Source organism: Bradyrhizobium sp. BRP22 (assembly GCF_020194175.1).
Classification (GTDB): domain Bacteria; phylum Pseudomonadota; class Alphaproteobacteria; order Rhizobiales; family Xanthobacteraceae; genus Bradyrhizobium.
The window spans coordinates 64,317-86,804 of sequence record NZ_JADYVX010000006.1 but is presented as its reverse complement, the minus strand read 5'-3'; the positions used below and the strand labels follow the sequence as shown (position 1 = coordinate 86,804).

Here is a 22,488-nt window from a genome sequence, read left to right as displayed (position 1 = left end):
GATCATCGCTCCGGCCTCCACCGCGGCGGCGCCCGATGAACCGACCAGAGAACGTTGATTGGCTATCTCGCCGTGCGCTTCTCGCGGCGGGCCTTGGGTTTGGCGGGGCGTTGCTGGACCGCTCGCCGCTGGCGATGGCACAGCCCGCGCTGTCGCAGGCCGTGCCGCGTGTCGCGGGCCTTGGCTGGGCTTGCGCGCAGACCCTGCTTGCCCTCGGCGTCGTGCCGTTGGTGATTCCGGAGATCGAGCGATACGGCAAGCTCGTGGTCGAGCCGGAGATTCCGCCTGCCGTCCACGAAGTCGGCTTGCGGTCGGAGCCCAATCTCGAATTGCTGCAAAGCCTCGCGCCTGAGCTGATCATCATTGATCCGAGCCTCGCCGCCGCTACACCGCGGCTCAGGCTGATCGCACCGGTCGAGGTGTTCACGATCTTCAAGCCCGGCACTCATCCGCTGCAAATGGCGCGGAATTCGACGATCGAGTTGGCCGGGCGTCTCGGTGTACAGGCCGCATGCAATGCTTATCTTGCGCGTTTCGATGCGGTGATGGACGAGAGCCGCGAAAGGCTGCGCGATTCCGCAAGCAGGCCGCTTTATCTCATCAGCGAGATCGCCCGCAATCGGGCGCTCGTGTTCGGTCCGAACAGCCTTTACCAGGATGTGCTCGATCGGTTCGGGCTGAAGAACGCCTGGACCGGGCAGAGTGGACCGTGGGGGCACACCAGTGTCGGCCTTGAACGGCTCGCTGTGGTTCCGGACGCGCGTTTGGTCCTCATGAGTTCACGGGTCGCGGATATCAAGGCCTTGCTCACGGCGAGCCCCGTGCTGCGGACCTTGCCCTTCCTCCGATCAGGGCGGTTGACCGTCCTTGGGAACCAATTCTTTTACGGCGGTGTTCCGGCAGCGGAGCGCTTCGCGCGCCTTCTGGCCGAACGGCTGCCACAGGATGCGAATGAGCAGGGTTGACGCGTCCTCCGTCCGGTCCGGCATCGGCATGCATCCGGCGATGCTGGTCGGATTGTTGTTTACCGCCGCCGGTGCACTCGCGTGTCGCGATCTGTCGACGCATCTGCCTGTCGCGGCCTGGCTGCCGGTCTTGTGGCGACCCGAGCTGACGGACCCACAGCAGATGCTGGTGCATTATACCGTCTTTCCGCGCATCGCCATTGCATTGCTGGGCGGAGCGGCGCTTGGTCTGGCAGGCGCGGTCTGCCAGCAGGTGTTGCGTAATCCGCTTGCCGAACCGACCACGCTCGGCGTGTCGAACGGAGCCTACCTTGCGCTTGCCGTGACCACCTTGTGGGTGCCGTCGCTGCTCGCTTTTGGCCGCGAGTGGGTTGCAGTGGTCGGCGGCTTTCTTGCGTTCATGTGCGTGTTCGCTCTCACCTGGCGCCGCGCGTTATCTCCGGTTGCGCTGGTGCTGGCGGGCCTGATTGTCGGATATTATTGCGCGGTCATCACCCAGGCTCTGGTCCTGATCAACCATGAATATCTCATCGGCCTGTTCATATGGGGCGCAGGCTTCCTCAATCAGCAGGACTGGAGCAACGTCGCCTTCCTTGCGCCACGGCTCTTCATCGCTATCGTGCTCATCGCGGTGATGATCCGCCCGCTGACCTTGCTCGGCTTCGATGATGAAACCGCACGCAACCTTGGCCTCGGCCTCACCTGGGCGCGCGTTTGCGCGCTCGGCATCGCGATCGCGTTGAGCGCCTCGGTCGTCAGCGTCGTTGGCGTCCTCGGTTTCGTAGGCCTTGCGGCACCTGCCCTCGCCATGTTGGCGGGAGCGCGCCGCTTCGGCGACCGGCTGATCTGGGCACCACTGTGCGGTGCCGGCCTGCTGTGGCTGGCGGACCAACTTGTGTTGCTGATTCCGCCCGGCTATCGCGAAATGCCGGCCGGCGCGGCGACTGCCTTGATCGGCGCGCCGATGCTGCTGGTGTTGCTGCCGCGGTTGCGGGCTGCGGCGCCGGTGGGCGGCCTCACACCGTCGGTTCCGCCACGTCTTGATCATCCCTGGCGGGTGATCCTGTTCGCTATTGCATTGCTGTTGCTGATAGTCTGGGTCGCGCTCGCCGCCGGCGTGGGCTCCAACGGCTGGAGCTGGAGCGGTCTGGCCGGCATTGAAGAATTCCTGCCATGGCGCTGGCCACGCGTCGTGTCGGCGCTGGCGGCAGGTGCCAGCCTTGCGGTGGCGGGCACGCTGCTGCAGCGCATGACCGGAAATCCGATGGCGGCGCCGGAATTGATGGGGATCAGCTATGGCGCGGCGATGGGCGTGATCGTTCTGCTCTACCTCTTTCCTTCCCATTCGCGTCTGGCACAGATTGGCGCCGGAGGCATCGGCGCCTTCATCGTGCTGACGTTGATCCTGTTGTTCAGCCGGCGTTCCGAATTCAGTCCCGAGCGGGTCCTGCTGGCCGGTGTCGCGATGGGGGCGGCCTTCGGGGCAATCATTGCGATCGCGCTTGCGACCGGTGATCCGCGCATCGGAATGCTGCTATCATTGTTGACCGGTTCGCTCTATCAGATCGGGCCGGCCGAGGCCGCGGTGCTTGCGGCTGCCGCCTTCGTCCTGCTGCTTCTGGTGCCGATGTTGTCACGATGGCTGAACATCCTGCCGCTCGGCGAGGCCGCGGCGCGTTCGGTCGGCGTGCCGACGACCAGAGGCCGCATGCTCATCATGCTGCTTACCGCTCTGCTGACGGCAACCGCAACGCTGATGGTCGGACTGCTCAGTCTTGTCGGTTTCATGGCCCCCCACATGGCGCGGATGATGGGAGCGCAACGAGCCCTTCATCATGCCGTGCTCGCGGCCCTGATCGGAGCGATTCTGATGGTGATGGCGGATTGGGCGGGCCGCGTGGTGATATTTCCGTTTCAGATGCCGGCCGGCATTTTCGCCATGATGATCGCCGGCCCCTATCTGCTATGGCTGCTACGTCCCCGGCACGCATGACGTGTGGCGTAGACCCACCGTTCTCGCTCACCGTGCAAAGCTGATAAGACGGTTGCTATCCGGTGATGGCACCACTCCCATGGGAATGCCGTAGATGGCCTCGAGCTGCGTCGGCGTCATGATCTGATCCGGAGACCCTCGGGCGATGAGCTTGCCCGAATGCAACGCGATGATCTCGTCGCAGAATCGTGCGGCCATGTTGACATCATGCAGGACGACGAGGACGCCGAGATTGCGCTCGCGAGCGAGCTGCTGCACGAGCGACAGCACTTCGATCTGGTGCGCCACGTCGAGCGCCGATATCGGCTCGTCGAGCAGCAGGCACTCGGCGTCCTGCGCGACCAGCATGGCGATCCAGACCCGCTGACGTTCGCCGCCAGACAAAGTGTCAACCAGGCGATCCGCGAACGGCTCGATGTCGGTGAGCTTGATGGCCTCAGCGACTTTGCGGCGATCAACCTCGCCAAAGCGGCCAAGCGCGCCATGCCAGGGGTAGCGGCCAAGCGCGACCAATTCCTTGACCAGCATGCCGGCCGCTTGCGGAGTCTGCTGCGGCAGATAGGCCACCTTGCGGGCAAATCTCCGATCGCTCCACGCCGCCAGGGGTTGTCTTTCGAAACGGATCGTGCCCGACGAACTCGGCTGCTGCCTGGCCAGGAGTTTGAGCAGGGTCGATTTGCCTGAGCCGTTATGGCCGATCAGGCCGACGACCCTGCGGGCGGGAAGCGTCAGTGTCAGCGGCTCGAGGAGCGTGCGTCCTGCGACCGTGAAGCTGACATGCTCCAGTTCGAACAATGAGGCGGCAAGCCTGGTCGACGGCTGGTGGGTTGGGGTGGTGGAACGAAGTACGTGCATGATATCCCGCTCGGCCCGGCTATTCTTTGCTGGCGAGCCGCAATCGTGAGTCTCTGCCGGAAAGGACGCCGGACATCATGATTGCCGCAGATTCCAATACGCGACCGTAAGATGCTGCTCGCGCGCGAGATGACGCGCATCGCGGAGATATTTGCGTATCGTTCGCACTGCCTGTGTCTCGGCTGCGACCCAGGCAAAGACGTCGGGATGGTCAGGCCACCGAACGTTGTTGACGGCCTCAGCCAAGAGCTGCGTCGAGCCGGGGAGGGCATTGCCGCGGTGCAGCCAGCGGATCGACATGCCGGAAGGCGCCGTGAGCGCAAGCTCCTCGCTGGCATCGGCGACCTCGATCAAGACCTCGCCGGATGTGGCCGCCGGCAAGTCCTCGAGAATGCGCGCGATGGCCGGAAGTGCCGTTTCATCGCCGGCCAGAAGCAGCCAGCGTGCGGGGCGAATACTGCGTCCGAGCGGACCTGCCATTCCGCAGATCGCACCAGGCTGCGCCTTAAGGGCGAAATCCGATCCCGGCCCGGCCTGTTCGTGAAGCACGAAGTCGATATCGATCTCGCCCGCGCGCGTGTCGATTCGACGGATCGTATAGTAGCGCGGCGCCGGCCGCCGATCCGGTTCGGGCCACAAGACGCGTCCATCCGGCGCGGGTCGCGGCCATTCAGGATTCTCGAGACCATCAGGCGGAAAATACATCCGGACGTGCAGATCCGTGTTGCTCGCGAAGCGAGCGATGTCGTCTCCGACGAAGGTCAGGCGCCGCATGTGAGGCGTGAGATCGAACGAGGCTTTCAGCCGTACCTCGCGGAAATTGGCAAACGTGCTTCCGGACTCATGGCCCAGCCATACGATCGTTGGCGTCTCACCGTCCGCCAGTTCAACGACATGGGAGGCGACGACCGAACGCAGTACCTCGAGATTGCCCTTGTCGGCTGCTTCGACGCGAATCCTGAGTGCTTCCGCTTCAACAGCGAGGGTACTGGTTCCATACGGCAACCTCGCCACCATGACGCCATTGTTTGTTTCAACGGCGACCTCGTGTTCGGCCAAATGCTCCACCATTCGGGCCGCAAGACCGGCGGGATCGACAAGCGTTATGCGTGTTTCAGAGATCAGCCAATCCAAGTCTTCCTCCAGCCGCGCTTGGCCGACGCTGGCCGATTGATTTGCGGAGTTCCGGCTTGTCGCAATACGATGTATCAATGCTGCCCTTGGCATTTCGCCTGCCTATCAAGCGCCAATTCAAAGACAGCCGCCGGTCGACGGTTCTATTGAACACGCTTCGAATCGCAAATTAGAATCCATCGAAACACGGTCATCTGCTTCACAGGGCCGCTGTCATCGTCCATCTAATTTTGGCAAGGCTGTTCGCGCGACGATGAACCGTGTAGCTTCGCCGCTCCCCGCTCGAACGTGATGCCCATGATGACCTCACGAAACAGCCTCACTGCGCAAATCTTTCATCTGCTGCAACCCTATTGGCAGATCGTTCTGGGAGGGAGCCTGTTGGGCCTCGTCGGCGGCGCCAGCGTTGCGGGTCTGCTTGCACTCGTCAATCGCGGGCTCTACGCCGAGCAGCACGACGCCGCGACGTTGCTTGGCGCATTCGCGGGCCTGTGTCTCTTGATCCTGATCGGCTCCGTCGGCGCTGATGTCAGCGCCAATTATGTGGGGCAGCGCATCATCGGCGCGCTTCGAAAGTCGCTTGCCGCGAAGATCCTGCTGGCGCCGATCGACCAGCTCGAAATCTACCGAACGCATCGCCTGATCCCCGTCCTTACGCACGACGTCGATACGATCAGCGATTTCGCATTCTTTTTTTCTTCGTTCTTCGTGTCGCTTGTCATCGCGATCGGCTGCCTGGTTTACCTGGCGATATTGTCGTGGCCGCTTTGTCTCATCACGGGATTGGTCATTATCCTCGGTTCGATCGCGCACGCTTACGCACGAACGCGAGGCGTGCAGGGCTTCAACGCGGCGCGCGATTCCGAGGACCAATTGCAGAAGCACTACCGGGCGATCGCGGAAGGCGCAAAGGAACTGCGATTGAACCGGTCGCGCCGTCAGCGCGTCTATGTCGACCAGCTTCAGCGCACCGTTGACCGGATCAGTGAGATCCAGATCAAGTCGATCAACCTGTTCGTGACTGCGCGGGCGCTCGGCACGATCCTGTTCTTCGTCGTGATCGGCGTGGCGCTTGCCTTGCGACCGTTCCTGTGGCCGGACAGTCCGGCGTCGGTCTCAAGCGGTTTCGTCCTGGTTCTTCTCTATATGCGAGGGCCGGTCGACCAGGTGATCGGAATCCTGCCGGCGCTCGGCCGCGCGCAGGTGGCGATACGCCGCATAGCCGAGCTGTCAGAGCAATTCTCGACGCCTGAGCAGGGCCTTCTGGCGACGTCGGCGGCCGCCGCGGAGATCTCGGGCAGGATCGAGTCGATCGAGCTCCGTGGTGTGTCCTATGGCTTTCAACGGGTATCCGGCAGCGAAAGCTTTGTTCTCGGGCCGATCGATCTGTGCATTCGACGCGGCGATATCGTTTTCATCGTCGGAGAGAACGGCAGCGGAAAGACGACACTGATCAAGCTGCTGCTGGGTCTTTACACGCCCCAGTCCGGCACGGTGCTGCGCGATGGCGTACCCGTCATCGTGGAAACGCGCGACGACTACCGCCAGCTCTTCACCACCATCTTTTCCGACTACTACCTCTTTGAGGATCTCCCAGAGAATTCGAGGAGCGTGCCTGATATGGCAGAGCGGTACCTTGAGCGATTGGAACTCGCCCATAAGGTGTCGGTCGAGAACGGCGTCTTCACGACGACCGATCTTTCGACAGGGCAGCGCAAGCGGCTGGCGCTGATGAACGCCTGGATCGAGGACCGGCCAGTCCTCGTCTTCGATGAATGGGCGGCAGATCAGGATCCGGCCTTCCGGCATATCTTCTACACCGAGCTGTTGCCGGACCTGAAGCGTCTCGGCAAAACGATCATCGTGATTTCGCACGACGACCGCTACTTTGCCATGGCGGATCATCTCGTGCGTCTTCGCCATGGCAAGGTTGTCACAGATCAGGTTAACGATGACGGCGTCATCCAGCCGTCGCTGAAGCCAAGCAGGGCTTCTCCGTGACCTCATGTTCGTTCGCGACAGTTTGAAATCAGTTGCGGCATATCCGGAGGGAGAATGCAGTCGGCAGAAAAGGTTCCGTTCCCGCGTCACGAAATAGGTTTGTACAGAATCTAAATTGCGGGCACGGCGCATTTCTTGTCTTCATCTGCCGGAGTGCTTTACATCGCGTGCTAGAGCAGCCTGCCTTGTTGCACGCTGTGGTGTTCGCAATACGAGGGCCAGATGAACAGAGCTCTGAGCTCCGCGACAGGACCTCATGTGTTTCCAATCGGTCCAGGTCCCGCGATGACCGTCGTTCAAGACGAACGCGACCTGCACGTTATTGCGAATGATGTACCGCTGATGCGGCTGCGCGTTGAGGAACAATCAAAATACTTGAAAATGCTGGCTGCTCCAGACGATCCGCAGCTTGCCTTGCGTGCGGTCTCAGGGGCGGTCGAGGCGATATTCGGTTGGCGTCCAGGGTTGGATCGGCTCGCTCTTGACGTGGAAGACCGGGAAAAACTTGCAAGCGAGCTCTTGAATCACGGGCTTGCCGTGATGACCGGAGATAACCTTACACTGCTTCCGGAGCTTGTGATGCAGCGTCGCGACAATTGGCTTGTGGACGCGGCACGGTCCCCGTTACCGCAGCTCTACGTTATGACGGATGGCAAGCGACATCCGCGACGCGCGCCCAAGCCAAGCGGCCTGGTCTATGCTCGCTTCATCCCCTGGCTCGCAGAAACCATCACCTTTCGAGTAGCCAGCCTGGATGGTCACCTTGATCTGCTCCATCGCTGGATGAACGACCCCCGCGTCGATGCGTTCTGGAACGAAGCCGGAGACCTGGAGAAACACCGAGCGTATCTATCGAAGATACTGGTGGATCCGCACATGCTGCCGCTGATCGGCTACTTCGGCAACGCACCCTTCGGCTATTTCGAGCTTTACTGGGCCAAGGAGAATCGCATCGCTCCCTTTTACGATGCGGATGATTACGATCGCGGTTGGCACGTCGTTGTCGGCGAGGACGCATACCGCGGCCGGCGCTACATCAGCGCGTGGCTGCCGTCGCTCATGCACTACATGTTCCTCGATGACTGCCGGACGCAGCGGATCGTGGGAGAGCCCGCCGCGGCGCATTTGCAGCAACTGCGCAATCTGGAAGTCTCCGGGTTTGCCAAGATCAAGAATTTCGACTTTCCGCACAAGCGGGCGACCTTGGTTATGCTGCTGCGCGAGCGCTTCTTCGGCGATCGACTCTGGTTGCCGGTCGCGACCGGCTCGACAGCCGCAGCTTAATCGCGCAAACGGAACGCACCTCATGTCCCAACACCTTGCCATCGAATACGACGTCATCGGTGTCGGCTTCGGGCCTTCCAATCTTGCGCTTGCGATCGCGCTTCAGGAATGCGCCGTTAAATCCCGGCTGAGGTGCAGCTCTCTGTTCATCGAGAAGCAGCCGCATTTCGCCTGGCACGGCGGCATGCTTTTGCCGGGCAGCGACATGCAAATCTCGTTTCTCAAGGACCTGGTTTCTCTGCGAGATCCGACCAGTCCGTTCACGTTCGTGAACTATTTGCACAAGCGCGGGCGTCTGCTGGATTTCATCAATTGCCGAACGTTTTATCCGAGCCGTGTGGAATTCAATGATTATCTGCGCTGGGTGGCAGGTCAATTCAGGTCCGTCGTCGCCTATGGCGAGACGATCATCGCTGTTGAGCCGGTAACTGCCGGGCAGTCCGTGACATCCTTGCGGGTTCACTCGCGCACGCTTGCGGGCGGCGAGACCATGCGGCTTGCGAGGAATCTGGTGGTTGCGGTGGGTGGGGCGGCCTATGTACCTCCGATCTTCGAGAAGATCGCGGATGATTCGAGATTGCTTCATTCGAGCCGATATCTCGATGCGATCGAGGCTGTCGGACTTGAAGCGAGAGCGGCGAGAGTCGCGGTGATCGGAGGCGGCCAGAGCGCGACCGAAGTGACAGTCGATCTGCACAACCGCTTCCCGCAAGCGAATATTGATCTGATCTTTCGCGGACATGCGCTGAAGCCATCTGACTCGAGCCCGTTCGTGAATGAAATTTTCAATCCGGACTACACGGATTTCATGTTCGCCCAGCCCGACGAGCGGCGCGAGGCCATCGTGCGTAACTTCCGAAACACCAACTATGCCGTCGTTGACGCCGATTTGCTCGATCAGTTGTACCGGCTGCTTTACCAGCAGCGCGTCAAGGGCTCGGCCGGTATCAAGCTGCACCCGCGAAGCGAAATCACGAATGTCGGCGCCGGGCCTGATGGCATTGACGTTGCGACGGTGGATAGGTTCGACGGTGGTACTCACCGCGGTACCTATGATGCTGTCATCCTCGCGACGGGCTACGACAGGACTACGCCACACGCGTTTCTGGAACCGATTCGACGCTACCTGGAAGGAAGCACGCTTGATCGCAACTACCGGCTGGTGACAAGCCCGGCCTTCCGCCCGCAAATCCATCTTCAGGGCTATTCCGAGATGTCGCATGGCCTCAGCGACACATTACTTTCCGTTCTCGCCACGCGCTCGCAGGAAATTGCGGAGTCGTTGGTGCTGACGATCTCTCGACGTGAGCTTATTGCCTGAGCTCGACCGTCACGTGTCGGAGGGGGCGATGAGGTGCCATTCTGCGACAGATCCGAGCTGTGGAGGTAGCGAGAGGACCATTGGCGTCGGTCCTGCATCGATCATGACCGTATTCGGGGAGACTGCGAAGCCTAGTCCGGCCGCTTTCAGTAATGCCTCCTTGAGGGTCCAATAGCGGAGAAATAGTCGAGACCGGGACACCTTCGACGTCTTCCGCAAGACAGCCTGTTCCTCCGCAGCCAGGACCAACTCGCTCATGGAATCCAGATGGTCCAGTTCACGCAGGGGCTCGACGTCGACCCCGATCGGCATGCGTGCTGCCGCAACAGCAACGGCGCCCCTGGCATGACTGAGGCCGAAGTCGATCTCTTTCGAATGGTCGAGAAGGACCGGCTTGCCATTTGCCGCCGGTCCGAACTGCAGGGCATTCGGCGGTTGGCCTACGGCATGTCCAAGAATCAGACGTGCCCCGGCATGCGCGGCGAGATAGCTGCGCCGATCCTCATGATGCCGCAGCCGCGCCAGGTAATTCGTCTCCTGCGCGTCAAGCAGCGCGGCACTCTGCTCAAGAACAAGTGCGGTGTGGCCAGGCACAGCGCCTTCTTCAGGTGAGGAGACCGCGGCCAGCCAGAATGCGATCTCCCCAAGCGCCAGTCCACCGACCGGAACTGGATGGTTCGGATGAGGCAACCATCGCACGTGCAACTCATTGTCATGTGGCATGATACGCTTGACAGCGATTGCCCACGCGACCGCCGTTGTCGCCTGGGACGCGGTGAGCGACGAGGCGAAGCCTTCCCGTCCGATATAGCCTCCGTTTTTCATGCAAGGTTGACCAATGGGAAGCGACGCCCGTTCAATGCTCTCCGCGAATTGCTACGGGGCGCGCCGATTGGGAAGGAACACGGATTAGAATCCATCTAATGGCCCGTGATGGAGATCGAAGCTTCCGTGTGTTGTCGGTAAAATCAACCACCGGTTTTTTAGAACGACTCTGATATCCAGCGTTGTCGCGCCAGTGGCGCGGACGCACCAAGATCTCTCATCCACCCCGTGAAAGCGTCTACGATCGTATGTCCATGCACGCCAAAGCGCCCCGCCTTTCTCACGTAAGAGACGCCATGGAACCTGACCTGCCGGAGCGGGTCGTCGAAATATTGGTCCGCAGCAAGTATGCAGGATTCGTCAGTCGAACGATGTCAGCGCGACTTGACTACATCGTGGAGATCGCGTCGCTCCACACCAGGGATGATTTGCTTCGGCAACGTGGATTGGGGCGATTGACCGCTCGCCGGATTGAAAGGTGGCTGGAGCTTCACGGCACACGGCTTCGTCGCGTGGACGAAAGCCTGGATAGCGTGATCTGTCGCTTCGAGTTTCGCAGAGGCGCCATCAAGTCGAAGACAAGGGATACCCGTATTCTCGCCAATTCCAGCGGTGCAATCATCAGCGCGTAGCCGGCGGATGGCGCTCTGATTCCAGAGCGGCCGCTTGATGGTGCCCCTCAGGATCGGACACTCCCGCGGGCAGCAAATGTCCCCCGTAGCATGTCCGAGTCGACGATGTGTGCCGTCGTGAAATCCTATTGCCGTTTCCGGTCGAACTATGAAGTCTATTTTCCGATAGAGGGCTCTATAAGTCGCTAATACGCAACCGGATTGCGCAACAGCGCTGCTAGTCTTTCCACAAGGCAGAAATGTCGCGTGGAGCGAGCAGCAGGAAATGCGAACGATTGGCTTGATTGGCGGAATGAGTTGGGAAAGTACCGCTGTCTATTACCGACGGCTCAATGAACAAGTTCGCACCCGGTTAGGCGGACTTCACTCGGCCGAAATCCTGATGAGGTCGGTCGATTTCGATGCCATCGTCAACCTGCAGAAGCAGGGGCGGTGGGACGAAGCCTGCAAAATTCTTGCAAATATCGCCCGCGAGCTGGAGGAGGGCGGCGCCGGCTGCCTTCTGATCTGCACCAATACCATGCACAAGCTCGCCGACGAGGTGCAGCAGGCGGTGTCGATCCCGCTGTTGCATATCGCCGATGTCACCGCGCACGCAATCAAGGCGGGCGGATGTACGCGTCCGCTGCTGCTTGCGACCCGCTACACCATGGAGCAGGATTTTTACGTGCAGCGTCTGCGCGATCAGTTCGGGCTCGATCCGATCGTGCCCAACGAAGCCGATCGTATCGCTGTTCATGACATCATCTTCGATGAGTTGTGCCAGGGCGTCGTCAGCGACCGCTCGCGCCAGCTCTACCTCGATGTCATCGCACGCGGGAAGTTAGGCGGCGCCGACAGCGTGATCCTCGGTTGTACGGAAATCTGCCTGTTGGTCGGTCCGCAACACGTTGATCTGCCGGTGTTCGACTCGACGATGTTGCACGCCGATGCTGCCGTGGACTTCTCCATGACGAAACAGGCGTCGCATCCGCGTGCGGCGCAGGGCGCACTTTCCTGAAGTGGCACCGATCTTGCCTCGAAATCTGCGAGCCGTGGGTCGGTTTGTAAAGAAGTGAGTGACATGGCTTTGACCATCGATGCAGTGAAGCCCGTTCTCGATCATGCCGTCATCAACGTGATGGGGAAGCTCGACGAGGCGGCCGCGCAATACAGCCGGCTCGGCTTCAAATTGACGGAGCGTGGTCATCATTCGCTTGGCTCCAGCAACAATCTCGCGATCTTTGGCGACAATTACCTGGAGCTGCTCGGATATCTGCCGGGGAACGAAACCAAGCGCGCCGATCTGTGGGCGCATCCACCCGGGCTGACCGGGCTGGTGTTCAAGTCAGTCGACCCCGATCTCGTCTTTGCCGCCTTGAAAAAGCGCGGTGTTCCAGCCGAGGCGCCGATGAGCTTTTCGCGCCCGGTTGCACTTCCAGGCGGCGCACAGGATGCGCGCTTCAGGGTGGTTCGCGTCAGCGGCGACGAGGTGCAGAACGGCCGCACCTTCTTCTGTCACCACGATACCCCGGAACTGGTTTACCGGCCGGAGTGGCGTGCACACGCCAATGGCGCGATCGACATTGTCGAATTCGTCATCGCGTCGAGGGCGCCATCGCGGACCGCTGCGCTGTATGAGCGAATGTTCGGGCTGCCTCTGCTCACTGAGATCGCTGGTGGGGTGTCGTTCCGCGCCGGCCTCGCCACCGTGCGTGTGCTGGAGCCGTCGGCGATAGCGGAGCGCTATGCCGGCTCAGCCCTCGTTAGCGAGGATGGCTCGGACCGCATGGTTGCGCTCGTGTTCAAGGTGCCGTCGCTCGATGTCCCGCGCGCGGTATTCGAAAATGCGCGGATCGGCTACCGCCCTTACGTCGACGGCATTGTTGTCAGCCATGTGGACGCCGCCAATGTCGCTCTTGGGTTCACCGCGCCATGACGATCAATTTCAAGTTCAAAGCCGAGCGTAAAAGCGAGCGGGTTCGGCGTCTGAAAGCTGATCTTCACGACTGCTTCGTGCCGGTATCGGCCAATTGGCGCGAGCAAACGACCGAACAGGCAATCTCGATAACTCAACAGGCGATTGACGGACTGGCGACCTGGTCGCTTGCCGCGGCGGCCTAACACGGAGCTGAATGACAAGATGCGTGCCCTAGTCCTTCGCGAACATGGCGACAACGACAAGCTTCAATTCGTGCCGGATTATCCGACGCCGAAGGCCGGTGAGGGCGACGTCGTCGTGCGGGTCAAGGCCTCCTCGATCAACTACCACGATGTGTTCACCCGCCGCGGCATGCCCGGCATCAAGGTACCGCTGCCTGTCATCATCGGCCTCGACGTGGTCGGCGAAATCGCGGAGATCGGCGCTGGCGTCACCGGCTGGAAGATCGGCGATCGCGTGCTGATCGATCCGGTCAACCGCGTTGAAGGCGGGTTGATGGGCGAGACCCAGGATGGCGGGCTCGCGGAATATTGCCGGGCCAAGGCGCATCAATTGGTCAAGATTCCCGACAATGTCGGCTTCGAGCAGGCTGCGGCGCTGCCGGTGGCTTACGGCACCGCGATCCGCATGATGAACACGATCGGCAAGATCAAGCCGGGCGAAAAAGTGCTGATCCTTGGCGCCAGCGGTGGCGTCGGCGTCTGCTGCGTGCAGCTTGCCAAACTCGCGGGCGCCTATGTGATCGCCTGCGCCGGAAGCGAGGAGAAGGGGCGGCGGCTCAAGGAGCTCGGTGCCGACGAGATCATTCTCTACACGCAGACCGATTTCATGAAGGCGATCTTCGAGCGCCACGGCAAGCCGCATCGCCGGCGTTTCGTCGATGGCGGCGGCGTCGACGTGGTGGTCAATTTCACCGGCGGCGACACCTGGGTGAAGTCGCTCCGCTGCCTCAAGCTGGGAGGCCGCCTTCTGACCTGTGGCGCCACGGCCGGATTTGCGCCCACCGAGGACATCCGCTTTATCTGGACCTTCGAACTGCAGATCCTCGGCTCCAACGGCTGGGAGCGCGAGGATATCGAAAAGCTGTTCGATCTGGTGCAGGCCGGCAAGCTGCAGGTCCTGATCGATAAGTCCTATCCGCTGGAGGAGGCCAAGGAAGCGGTGCGCGTGATCGAGGATCGCGCAGTGTTCGGCAAGGTCGTGGTGACGCCGTGAGCAAGGGAGATGTCATTACCCTGACCGCGGCCGACATCCAGAAGATGCTGGATGTCTCGCCGTTCAACCTGTTCCTCGGCCTGACCGTCATTGATGCCGACCCGGTCAAGCAGGAGGTCACCATGCGCTCGGAGATGCGTCCGGAATTCGAGCGTCGTCCCGGTTCGAAGCAATGGCACGGCGGCGTCATCGCCTCCGTCATCGACACCGTCGGCGACTTCGCCGTTGGCATGATGGTCGGACGAGGCCTGCCGACCGTCAATTTCCGCGTCGACTACCTCAGGCCCGCGGTCGATACCGCGCTGGTTGCAGTGTCTCGCGTGCGGCGCGCCGGCAAGAGCGTCGGCGTCGCCGACGTCGACGTGTTCGACGAGAAGGGTGCGTTGCTGGCGATCGGAAGGGGCACCTATTCGACGCTGGATGCAAAGTAACGACGGGAACGGAGCAGGCGCCGCAATGAGCGCCGCTCTCACTCAAATCATAGAGGGGCCACGATGAGCAGGTTTTCGAGACGTGACTTTCTTATCACCACGGCGGGGGCCGCGCTGGCATCAAGCATGGCCGGAGCTGCGCTTGCCGGGCTGGAAACGCCAAAGCGCGGCGGCACGCTGATCGGCACCTGGGGCGGATTTGAGCCGCAATCCCTGTTCGTGCCGCCGGGCGGCGGCTCGAGCCCGTATTTCACCTCGACGAAGGTGCTGGAGCGTCTAATCCGCCTGACGGTGGACTTGAAGTTCGAGCCGGTGCTGGCAGTCGACATCAAACCATCGGCCGACTTCAAGAGTTACACGATCAAGCTGCGCGAAGGCGTCACCTGGCATGACGGCAACCCGTTCACCGCCGAGGACGTCGTTTTCAATGCGATGCAGTATTGGAAGCCGATCTCGGCCGGCGTCTCGCTCGACACGCTTGAGAGCGCTGAGGCTGTCGACCCGCTCACTGTGGTGCTGAAGTTCAAGGCGCCAGTTCCTGAGTTCTTCCTCAAATCGGTGCTGGCCGGAAAATCCGGCCTCGTGATCCCGAAGCATATCTATGCCGGCAGCAACATCATCACCAATCCAATCAACAATACGCCCGTCGGTACCGGCCCCTTCAAGGTCAAGGAATGGGTGCGCGGCAGCCATGTCGAATATCTGCGCAACGAGAAATACTGGAATCCGGGGTTGCCTTATCTCGATCGCCTGGTCATCCGCTGGTGGCGCGATCCGGCGTCGCGGGCGGCGGCCTTCGAGGCGGGGCAGCTCGATATCGGCACCTTCAATCCGATCCCGATGCCGGACATCGGGCGGCTGACCTCAGGTGGCAAATTCATTGCCGAGACCAAGGGCTATGCGAACTCGGCCTGGGTCACGACCATCGAGTTCAACCAGCGCCGCGACATCTTCAAGCAGCGGGAAGTGCGGCAGGCCCTGTTGCAGGCGATCGATCGGCAGTTCATCGCGGACACCGTGTTCTTCGGCCGCGCCCGTCCTTCGCTCGGCGCGGTGCACAGTTCAAACGCGATCTTCTTCACCAAGGACGTCCAGGACTATCCATTCGATGTCAAGAAAGCGGGGAAGGCGTTGGATGCTGCGGGCTTCCCAGTGAAGGGCGGCTCGCGCTTCAAGCTCAGCCTGGTTTCGGCCGGCTGGTTCGAGGAGAACATCAAGATCGGTCAATATGTGAAGCAGGCGTTCGAGGACCTCGACATCACCGTCGACCTCGCGGTGCCGGATCGCGCCACTTCGCTCAAGCGGATCTACAGCGACTACGACTACGACGTCGCGATCTCCAACAATTCCGGGAGTATCGAGCTGATCCCGAGCACGACGCAATATTACACCACCGACGGCATCGTGAAGGGCGCCGCGTTCCGCAACGCGACCGGCTATTCCAATCCGAAGCTCGACGAGATCGTCGCCAAGATGACGGTGGAGACCGACGAGCCGAAGCGCATCGCGTTGGCCAAGGATTTCGATCGCCTGGCCACGATCGAAGGTCCGCTGCTTCCTATGGTCGATCTGGAGCCGGTGACGATCGTCCGATCCGATGTCCGCAATCATTCGGCCACCGCCGATTTCATGGGGGAAAGCTGGGCCGAACTCTGGCTCGATCGCTAGACAAGGAGAGCCGACTTGAACCGCATCGTGCTTCGGCGATTGGCTCAGGTGATCCCGCTGGTCCTGGCGGTGATCGTGCTCAACTTCGTGCTGATCCATCTCGCGCCGGGCAGCCTGTTCGACGTCATGACCGCCGAGCAGCAGATCTCCGACCCGGCGATGCTGGATCAGCTGCGGCACACCTACGGCGTCGACCAGCCGACCTGGGTGCAACTCGCCAAGTATATCTGGTCGGTGATGCGGCTCGATCTCGGCTTCTCCTATCGGCAGAACGCGCCGGTACTCAACGTGATCATGGACCAGCTGCCGGCGACGGTGATTTTGATGCTGGCGGCAACCTCGGTGGCGCTGCTGGTAGGGGTCACGGCAGGCGTGCTGGCGTCCGTCAGGGTCAATACGATCTGGGACAATCTGATTTCGCTTGCCGCGGTATTCTTCTTTGCCGCGCCGAGTTTCTGGCTCGGCATCATGATGACGGTCCTGTTTGCCGTTAAACTCGGCTGGTTTCCGGTCGGCGGCATGCGGACGATCGGAGCCGGCAACGGCGCGTTCGCCGATGCGCTCGATGTCATGCATCATCTGGTGCTGCCGGCGACCGCGCTTGGATTGTTCTATGCCGCGACCTATGCACGCGTCATGCGAGCCTCGATGCTGGAAGTCTTCCGGCTCGATTTCGTCCGCACAGCCCGCGCCAAGGGGCTTTCTCCGGCACGCGTCGTGCTCGCGCACGTCATGCGCAACGCGTTGCTCCCGATCGTGACGCTGCTCGGCCTCCAGCTCGGCACCATCCTCGGCGGCTCCGTTGTGATCGAGGCCGTGTTCAGCTGGCCCGGCATCGGCAGCCTGCTGTTCGACAGCGTGATGAGCCGGAATTTTCCGATGGTGCTCGGCGTGCTCGTGCTCGGCTCGCTGCTCGTGGCGGTCGCCAACGCGACCGTTGATCTGCTCTATCTGCGGCTCGACCCGCGCATCCGGGCGAGGTAGGCGAATGCTCGGGCTCGCGATCGATTTTGCCCGCCGGTTCGCCCGCAACCGTGCCGCGCTGGTCGGCCTTCTGCTCGTCATCGTCGTGATCGGCGTCGCGGTAGCGGCGCCTTGGCTGTTCCCACGCAATCCCCTACGGATCGTCGGCCGTCCCGAGATCTGGCCTTTCGTCAATTCGCGCTACCCCTTGGGCACCGACTCGCTTGGCCGGGACATCGCCGCGATGATCGCCTACGGCGCGCGCACCACACTGTTGATCGGGCTGTGCGCCAGCCTCACCGCGACGCTGATCGGCATCACGGTCGGCGCTACCGCCGCCTATTTCGGTGGCTGGATCGATGAAATGCTGATGCGCTTCACCGAGCTGTTCCAGACCATTCCGAATTTGATCTTCGTGCTGACCATCGTCTCAATCCTCGGTCAGAAGATCGAATATGTCACGATCGCGGTCGGCATCGTCACCTGGACCCCGATTGCGCGATTGACGCGGGCGGAGTTCATGGCGCTGCGCGATCGCGAGTTCGTCCAGGCCTGCCGTGCCATGGGCATGGGGAACCTGCGCATCATGCTCGGCGAGATCCTGCCGAACGCGCTGCCCCCGGTGATCGTGCTGTCTTCGCTCGTGATCGCCGGCGCCGTGCTGTTCGAATCCGCGGTGTCGTTCCTAGGGCTCGGCGATCCCAACGTCTCGAGCTGGGGGCGGCTGATCGGTGACGGCCGGACCCTGATCCGCACCTCCTGGTACATCTGCGCGGTGCCAGGACTGGCGATCATGCTGACGGTGCTCGCGCTCAACCTGGTCGGCGATGGTCTCAACGATGCGCTTAATCCGAAACTCAGGGATCGCTGACATGGCGACTGGCAACGGTCCGATTCTCGAGATCGACCAGCTGCAGGTGTCGCTGTTCACGCGACGGGGCGTGTTGCCGGCGGTCGACGGGCTGTCGCTCACGGTTGCCGCCGGTGAGACCCTTGCGATCGTCGGAGAGTCGGGCTGCGGCAAATCGCTGACGGCGCTCGCGGTCATGCAGCTTCTCCCGTATCCGCCGGCAAAGATCGTCGGCGGCAGTGTACGTTTCATGGGCGGCGAGCTGACGTCGTTGTCCGATCGCGAGATGCGGCGGGTCCGTGGCAAGGACATCTCGATGATCTTTCAGGATCCAATGACCTCGCTCAATCCGGTCACTACTGTTGGCGACCAGTTGATCGAGGCGATCCAGTGGCACAATGACGTCTCGCGCGCGGAGGCGCATGCCCGTGCCGTCGAATTGCTGCGCCAGGTGCGCATCCCGGATGCCGAGAGGCGGCTGAACGATTTTCCGCATCAGATGTCCGGCGGCATGAGCCAGCGCGTCATGATCGCGATGGCGATCGCCTGCGGGCCGAAGCTTTTGATCGCCGATGAGCCGACCACGGCGCTCGACGTGACGATCCAGGCGCAAATCCTCGCCTTGTTGAAGGAGTTGCAGGCGAGCTCGGGCATGGGGCTGATCATCATCACGCATGACCTCGGCGTTGTGGCCGAGACCGCTGACCGCGTCGTGGTGATGTATGCCGGCCGCAAGGTCGAGGAAGCGCCGGTCGAGGCGTTGTTCGAGCGGCCGTTGCATCGCTACACCCGGGGATTGCTTGGCGCCACGCCTTCGGCGACGCGCCGGCGCGGCACGCGGCTTGCGGAGATCGGAGGCAGCGTGCCGCCACTATCGCAGTTGCCGGCCGGCTGTGCGTTCCAGAACCGCTGTCCCGATGCATTCGAGCGTTGCCGCGCGGAGAGGCCGGGCCTGATGCCGCTGTTGCCGGGGCGCACCGCAGCGTGTTTCGCCGCCGAAGAGGAGCTGTCGCGACATGCCGCTGTTGTCCGTACTTAGCCTGTGCGTCCAGTACCAGACCGCGCAAGGCACTGTGCGCGCGGTCGACGACGTCAGCTTTGAGCTCGAAGCCGGAGAGACCGTCGGCCTGGTAGGCGAGTCCGGCTGCGGCAAATCGACTCTCGGCAAGGCGATCATGCGGTTGGTGCCGAGCGCCGACGGCCGCGTCGTGCTCGACGGGCGGGACATCACCAGCATGTCGAACGCGCAGCTCAAGTCCGTCCGCAAGGACATGCAGATGATCTTCCAGGATCCCTATAGTTCGCTCAATCCGCGCCACGACGTCGGCACCATCATCGGCCAGCCGCTCAGCGTCGCCGGCTGGTCGCGCCGCGACATTCGCGATCGCGTCGCCGAGTTGATCAGGCAGGTCGGGCTGCCGGCGGATGCCGAGCGGCGTTATCCGCACGAGTTCTCCGGCGGCCAGCGCCAGCGCGTGGGCATTGCGCGCGCGCTGGCACTGCGACCGAAGGTCATCATTTGCGACGAGCCGGTGTCGGCGCTGGACGTTTCGGTGCGCGCGCAGGTGATCAACCTGTTGCAGGACCTGCAGCAGCAGACCGGCGTCTCCTTTCTTTTCATTTCCCACGACCTGTCGGTGGTCGAGCATATCTCCGACCGTCTGATCGTAATGTATCTCGGTCGCATCGTCGAAAGCGGTAGCGGCGAAGAGATATGGCGGCAGCCGGCGCATCCTTACACGCTCGCCCTGCTGGCGGCCGCCCCGGTTGCCGATCCGCGATTGGCGCGGGTCCGGGCCAAGCAGATCCTGCAGGGTGAATTGCCAAGCCCGTTCAATCCGCCGCAAGGCTGCAGTTTCCATGAACGCTGCCCGATGGCGCGCGAACGCTGCGGCAAGGAACGGCCGGTGCTGCGAGAGGTGTCCGGCGGCCGAATGGTGGCTTGCCATTACGACTTGCTTGAACAGCCGGCGGAGCTGCCACGAGCAGTGAGCGTCGCCAGTTAGCTGATATGAGGGACGGAGTTCTGCCGATGCGTTGGCACAATCTGGGCGATCTGGTCGATCGCAGGGGCAATCTGGACAAGGAAGCGATCATCGATCTCGCTTTGCCTGACGGTCCGAGGGTCTATACCCATCGACAGATCGACGAACTCGCCAACGGGATCGCAAAATATCTGACAGACCGTGGATTTCCCCGCGGCACACATATCGCCATCCTGTCACTCAATCGCGCCGAATACATCGCGGCCTATTTCGGCATCATGCGCGCGGGCTATATCGCGGTGCCCGTCAACATCAAGGTTGCGCGCGAGACCATCGATTATGTGATGGACGACGCCAGGATCGCGCTCGCCTTTGTCGACGCCGCGAACCGCGCGCAGGTGCGCGAGGGCATTCCCGTGATCGACTTCGACGACGCCGGACCGGAAGGTTTTGCCGCGAGCATCAAGCCCGTGAACTCGTTCGACAGCGTGGTGGCCGGACCCGACGAAGTAGGCCAGATGCTCTACACGTCAGGTTCGACCGGCCGGCCGAAAGGCGTGCCGTTGTCGCATCTCGGTCAGCTCTGGGCGCTCTCCACCCGCACCAGCGGCGCGCTCAACGAAAACGAGCGCTACATCATTGCTCAGCCGCTGTTCCACATGAACGGCTTGTTCGCGACCAAGACGATCTTTGCGACCAACGCATCGCTGGTGCTGCTGCCGTCGTTCGAAACCAAAAGCTACATCGAGGCGATCGCCAGGTACAAAGTAACGGCTGCGACGGCCGTTCCCACCATGTGGGCGAGGGTGGTCAAGGAGCGGGAGCTGCTGGCGCGGAACGACATCACGTCCATCCGGCGACTGATGCTGGGCTCGGCGCCGATGACGATGGGCCTGTGGGACAAGATCAAGCAGGCGCTACCGAACGTCACGCTCTCCATCGGCTATGGCACCACCGAGGCGGGGCCGGCGGTGTTCGGGCCGCATCCGAAGGGTATTCCAACGCCGCCGCTCGCGCTCGGCTACCCGATCGATCTCGAGGCCGTGAAGCTCATCAATGGCACCGAGAATGAGGGCGTACTGTTGATGCGCAATCCAGCGCTGATGGATCATTACCACAACCTGCCGCAGCAGACTGCGAAGGCGATCACTGATGGCTGGTACTACAGCGGTGACGTGATGCGTCGCGACGAAAATGGTTTCTATTATTTCGTCGGTCGCGCCGACGACATGTTCGTCTGCTCGGGAGAGAACGTCTATCCGGGCGAGGTCGAGAAGCTGCTCGAACGCCACCCGCAGGTGCAGCAGGCGGTGGTGGTGCCGCTGCCGGACGAGGAGCGCAGTCAGGTCCCAGTCGCCTTCATCGTCACCCGCGCCGACGCCAAGCCGACCGCGGACGATATCCGCAAGTTCACGATCGCCAATGGACCGGCCTATCAGCATCCGCGCCGCATCGAGTTCGTCAATGAACTGCCGTGGGCCGGCACCAACAAGATCGACCGCAAATCGCTGATCGACCGCGCACGCCAGCTCGAGGCCGCCAAAGGCTGGTCGGCGTGAGCGCGCTGGCGGGCAAGATCGCGCTGGTCACCGGCGCCAGCCGCGGCATCGGGCAGGCGATTGCACGCAGGCTCGCCGGCGACGGTGCGGTCGTTGCGGCTCATTATCACGCTGCCGAACATGACGCGCGCCTTGTCGTCGACCAGATCACAGCTGCGGGCGGAACGGCTTTCGCGCTGCAGGCCGACCTGTCAGTGCCGGGCGGTGCTGCCGCACTTGCCGCGAAGTTCACTACGGAGCTGAGCAGGCGATACGGGAAGTCAGCGTTCGATATCCTCGTCAACAACGCCGGTGTCAGCAGGCGCGCGACGATCGAGGAGATCACGGAAGACGACCTTGAGCTCCTGTTGCAGACTAACCTCAAATCGCCGTTCTTCCTGATCAAGGCTCTGTTGCCTCATCTCCGCGATGCTGGCCGCATCATCAACATTTCCTCGATGGGCACGCGCGCCGCTTATCCGGCCATGGCGGGCTATGCGCCGACAAAAGCCGGCCTGGAGGCGCTGAGCCGGCTGCTGGCTGTTCATCTTGGCGGGCGGCTGATCACGGTGAATTCGGTGATGCCAGGCGCCACCGCGACCGACATGAACACCAATGCGCGCGACCCCATCGCCAGCCGCGAGGTTGCCAAATCGATCGCGCTCGGACGTGTCGGCCAGCCGGTCGACATCGCCAAGGTGGTGGCGTTCCTCGCGTCCGATGAGGGCGGCTGGGTCACGGGCCAACAGATCGACGCCAGCGGCGGCCAGCGGCTCTAAGCCGCACTGCCGGCTGCGGGGCAATGATTGCTCGTTCAGGCCGTCCGCACGAGCCGGTTAGCGGCACTTTCTCTCGACAGATGCACCTTTGCCGCCGATCAGTGGCGGGACGTTGCATGCTGCCAAGG

At 62.1% G+C, this 22,488-nt stretch carries 21 protein-coding genes; 18 read left to right on the top strand and 3 right to left on the bottom strand.

The window, feature by feature from the left end; genetic code table 11:
* Positions 1–35: 35 nt before the first annotated feature.
* Together I6F35_RS10610 and fhuB are read left to right on the top strand one after the other, a co-directional pair.
* Complete coding sequence (locus I6F35_RS10610; RefSeq protein ID WP_225117607.1) at positions 36–965, top strand: ABC transporter substrate-binding protein; 930 nt, start codon at positions 36–38, stop codon at positions 963–965.
* Positions 952–2,958, top strand: coding sequence for a Fe(3+)-hydroxamate ABC transporter permease FhuB (gene fhuB, locus I6F35_RS10605; RefSeq protein WP_225117606.1), 2,007 nt, complete (start codon positions 952–954; stop codon positions 2,956–2,958). The genes I6F35_RS10610 and fhuB overlap by 14 nt, the downstream gene beginning before the upstream one ends.
* Before the next feature lie 27 nt (positions 2,959–2,985).
* Here the strand turns inward: fhuB and I6F35_RS10600 are convergent, their stop codons facing one another.
* Positions 2,986–3,813 carry an ATP-binding cassette domain-containing protein gene (locus tag I6F35_RS10600; protein WP_225117605.1) on the bottom strand — a complete coding sequence of 276 codons (828 nt, stop codon included), beginning with the start codon at positions 3,811–3,813 and terminating at the stop codon, positions 2,986–2,988.
* Between the two features lie 75 nt (positions 3,814–3,888).
* Entirely contained in the window at positions 3,889–4,947 is a 1,059-nt protein-coding gene (locus I6F35_RS10595) for a siderophore-interacting protein (protein WP_225117604.1), read from the bottom strand.
* A 297-nt stretch (positions 4,948–5,244) separates the two neighbouring features.
* Here I6F35_RS10595 and I6F35_RS10590 point away from each other — a divergent pair, with 297 nt between their 5' ends.
* The 3 genes from I6F35_RS10590 (at position 5,245) to I6F35_RS10580 (ending at position 9,553) form a co-directional block, all read left to right on the top strand.
* Entirely contained in the window at positions 5,245–6,948 is a 1,704-nt protein-coding gene (locus I6F35_RS10590; RefSeq protein ID WP_225117603.1) for a cyclic peptide export ABC transporter, read from the top strand.
* A gap of 222 nt (positions 6,949–7,170) precedes the next feature.
* Positions 7,171–8,232 (top strand): GNAT family N-acetyltransferase, encoded by a 1,062-nt coding sequence (locus tag I6F35_RS10585; RefSeq protein WP_225117602.1) that lies wholly within the window; start codon positions 7,171–7,173, stop codon positions 8,230–8,232.
* Positions 8,233–8,254: 22 nt separating this feature from the next.
* On the top strand, positions 8,255–9,553 hold the full coding sequence (locus tag I6F35_RS10580; RefSeq protein WP_225117601.1) for a lysine N(6)-hydroxylase/L-ornithine N(5)-oxygenase family protein: 1,299 nt from the start codon (positions 8,255–8,257) through the stop codon (positions 9,551–9,553).
* A gap of 9 nt (positions 9,554–9,562) precedes the next feature.
* Here I6F35_RS10580 and I6F35_RS10575 read toward each other — a convergent pair whose 3' ends face one another.
* On the bottom strand, positions 9,563–10,378 hold the full coding sequence (locus I6F35_RS10575) for a 4'-phosphopantetheinyl transferase superfamily protein (protein ID WP_225117600.1): 816 nt from the start codon (positions 10,376–10,378) through the stop codon (positions 9,563–9,565).
* A gap of 296 nt (positions 10,379–10,674) precedes the next feature.
* Here I6F35_RS10575 and I6F35_RS10570 point away from each other — a divergent pair, with 296 nt between their 5' ends.
* The 13 genes from I6F35_RS10570 (at position 10,675) to I6F35_RS10510 (ending at position 22,360) form a co-directional block, all read left to right on the top strand.
* Complete coding sequence (locus I6F35_RS10570) at positions 10,675–11,010, top strand: hypothetical protein (protein ID WP_225117599.1); 336 nt, start codon at positions 10,675–10,677, stop codon at positions 11,008–11,010.
* A gap of 265 nt (positions 11,011–11,275) precedes the next feature.
* Positions 11,276–12,010: an aspartate/glutamate racemase family protein gene (locus I6F35_RS10565; RefSeq protein WP_225117598.1), complete on the top strand. Its 735-nt coding sequence runs from the start codon at positions 11,276–11,278 to the stop codon at positions 12,008–12,010.
* Between the two features lie 63 nt (positions 12,011–12,073).
* Positions 12,074–12,928 (top strand): VOC family protein, encoded by an 855-nt coding sequence (locus I6F35_RS10560; RefSeq protein ID WP_225117597.1) that lies wholly within the window; start codon positions 12,074–12,076, stop codon positions 12,926–12,928.
* Positions 12,925–13,113, top strand: a complete 189-nt coding sequence (locus tag I6F35_RS10555; RefSeq protein WP_225117596.1) for a M14 family metallopeptidase — start codon at positions 12,925–12,927, stop codon at positions 13,111–13,113. The genes I6F35_RS10560 and I6F35_RS10555 overlap by 4 nt, the downstream gene beginning before the upstream one ends.
* Positions 13,114–13,132: 19 nt before the next feature.
* On the top strand, positions 13,133–14,146 hold the full coding sequence (locus tag I6F35_RS10550) for a zinc-binding dehydrogenase (protein ID WP_225117595.1): 1,014 nt from the start codon (positions 13,133–13,135) through the stop codon (positions 14,144–14,146).
* Positions 14,143–14,577, top strand: coding sequence for a PaaI family thioesterase (locus I6F35_RS10545; protein ID WP_225117594.1), 435 nt, complete (start codon positions 14,143–14,145; stop codon positions 14,575–14,577). Before I6F35_RS10550 ends, I6F35_RS10545 begins: the two co-directional genes overlap by 4 nt.
* Before the next feature lie 126 nt (positions 14,578–14,703).
* The gene (locus I6F35_RS10540) at positions 14,704–16,245 is read left to right on the top strand and encodes an ABC transporter substrate-binding protein (RefSeq protein WP_225117593.1); all 1,542 of its coding nucleotides are present in this window, start codon (positions 14,704–14,706) and stop codon (positions 16,243–16,245) included.
* A 15-nt stretch (positions 16,246–16,260) separates the two neighbouring features.
* Positions 16,261–17,229 carry an ABC transporter permease gene (locus I6F35_RS10535; RefSeq protein WP_225117592.1) on the top strand — a complete coding sequence of 323 codons (969 nt, stop codon included), beginning with the start codon at positions 16,261–16,263 and terminating at the stop codon, positions 17,227–17,229.
* 4 nt (positions 17,230–17,233) lie between these two features.
* Positions 17,234–18,079: an ABC transporter permease gene (locus I6F35_RS10530; RefSeq protein WP_225117591.1), complete on the top strand. Its 846-nt coding sequence runs from the start codon at positions 17,234–17,236 to the stop codon at positions 18,077–18,079.
* 1 nt (position 18,080) lies between these two features.
* Complete coding sequence (locus tag I6F35_RS10525; protein WP_225117590.1) at positions 18,081–19,097, top strand: ABC transporter ATP-binding protein; 1,017 nt, start codon at positions 18,081–18,083, stop codon at positions 19,095–19,097.
* Positions 19,075–20,064: an oligopeptide/dipeptide ABC transporter ATP-binding protein gene (locus I6F35_RS10520; RefSeq protein ID WP_225117589.1), complete on the top strand. Its 990-nt coding sequence runs from the start codon at positions 19,075–19,077 to the stop codon at positions 20,062–20,064. The genes I6F35_RS10525 and I6F35_RS10520 overlap by 23 nt, the downstream gene beginning before the upstream one ends.
* Positions 20,065–20,090: 26 nt before the next feature.
* On the top strand, positions 20,091–21,602 hold the full coding sequence (locus tag I6F35_RS10515) for a class I adenylate-forming enzyme family protein (protein ID WP_225117588.1): 1,512 nt from the start codon (positions 20,091–20,093) through the stop codon (positions 21,600–21,602).
* Positions 21,599–22,360, top strand: a complete 762-nt coding sequence (locus I6F35_RS10510) for an SDR family oxidoreductase (protein ID WP_225117587.1) — start codon at positions 21,599–21,601, stop codon at positions 22,358–22,360. The genes I6F35_RS10515 and I6F35_RS10510 overlap by 4 nt, the downstream gene beginning before the upstream one ends.
* Positions 22,361–22,488: the final 128 nt, after the last annotated feature.

What these genes read in the sequence shown, in the direction of transcription:
- I6F35_RS10610 (WP_225117607.1), top strand. Translation starts at nt 36, where the DNA reads ATGAACCGACCAGAGAACGTTGATTGGCTATCTCGCCGTGCGCTTCTC.
- fhuB (WP_225117606.1), top strand. Translation starts at nt 952, where the DNA reads ATGAGCAGGGTTGACGCGTCCTCCGTCCGGTCCGGCATCGGCATGCAT.
- I6F35_RS10600 (WP_225117605.1), bottom strand. Translation starts at nt 3,813, where the DNA reads ATGCACGTACTTCGTTCCACCACCCCAACCCACCAGCCGTCGACCAGG.
- I6F35_RS10590 (WP_225117603.1), top strand. Translation starts at nt 5,245, where the DNA reads ATGATGACCTCACGAAACAGCCTCACTGCGCAAATCTTTCATCTGCTG.
- I6F35_RS10585 (WP_225117602.1), top strand. Translation starts at nt 7,171, where the DNA reads ATGAACAGAGCTCTGAGCTCCGCGACAGGACCTCATGTGTTTCCAATC.
- I6F35_RS10580 (WP_225117601.1), top strand. Translation starts at nt 8,255, where the DNA reads ATGTCCCAACACCTTGCCATCGAATACGACGTCATCGGTGTCGGCTTC.
- I6F35_RS10575 (WP_225117600.1), bottom strand. Translation starts at nt 10,378, where the DNA reads ATGAAAAACGGAGGCTATATCGGACGGGAAGGCTTCGCCTCGTCGCTC.
- I6F35_RS10570 (WP_225117599.1), top strand. Translation starts at nt 10,675, where the DNA reads ATGGAACCTGACCTGCCGGAGCGGGTCGTCGAAATATTGGTCCGCAGC.
- I6F35_RS10565 (WP_225117598.1), top strand. Translation starts at nt 11,276, where the DNA reads ATGCGAACGATTGGCTTGATTGGCGGAATGAGTTGGGAAAGTACCGCT.
- I6F35_RS10560 (WP_225117597.1), top strand. Translation starts at nt 12,074, where the DNA reads ATGGCTTTGACCATCGATGCAGTGAAGCCCGTTCTCGATCATGCCGTC.
- I6F35_RS10555 (WP_225117596.1), top strand. Translation starts at nt 12,925, where the DNA reads ATGACGATCAATTTCAAGTTCAAAGCCGAGCGTAAAAGCGAGCGGGTT.
- I6F35_RS10550 (WP_225117595.1), top strand. Translation starts at nt 13,133, where the DNA reads ATGCGTGCCCTAGTCCTTCGCGAACATGGCGACAACGACAAGCTTCAA.
- I6F35_RS10540 (WP_225117593.1), top strand. Translation starts at nt 14,704, where the DNA reads ATGGCCGGAGCTGCGCTTGCCGGGCTGGAAACGCCAAAGCGCGGCGGC.
- I6F35_RS10530 (WP_225117591.1), top strand. Translation starts at nt 17,234, where the DNA reads ATGCTCGGGCTCGCGATCGATTTTGCCCGCCGGTTCGCCCGCAACCGT.
- I6F35_RS10525 (WP_225117590.1), top strand. Translation starts at nt 18,081, where the DNA reads ATGGCGACTGGCAACGGTCCGATTCTCGAGATCGACCAGCTGCAGGTG.
- I6F35_RS10520 (WP_225117589.1), top strand. Translation starts at nt 19,075, where the DNA reads ATGCCGCTGTTGTCCGTACTTAGCCTGTGCGTCCAGTACCAGACCGCG.
- I6F35_RS10515 (WP_225117588.1), top strand. Translation starts at nt 20,091, where the DNA reads ATGCGTTGGCACAATCTGGGCGATCTGGTCGATCGCAGGGGCAATCTG.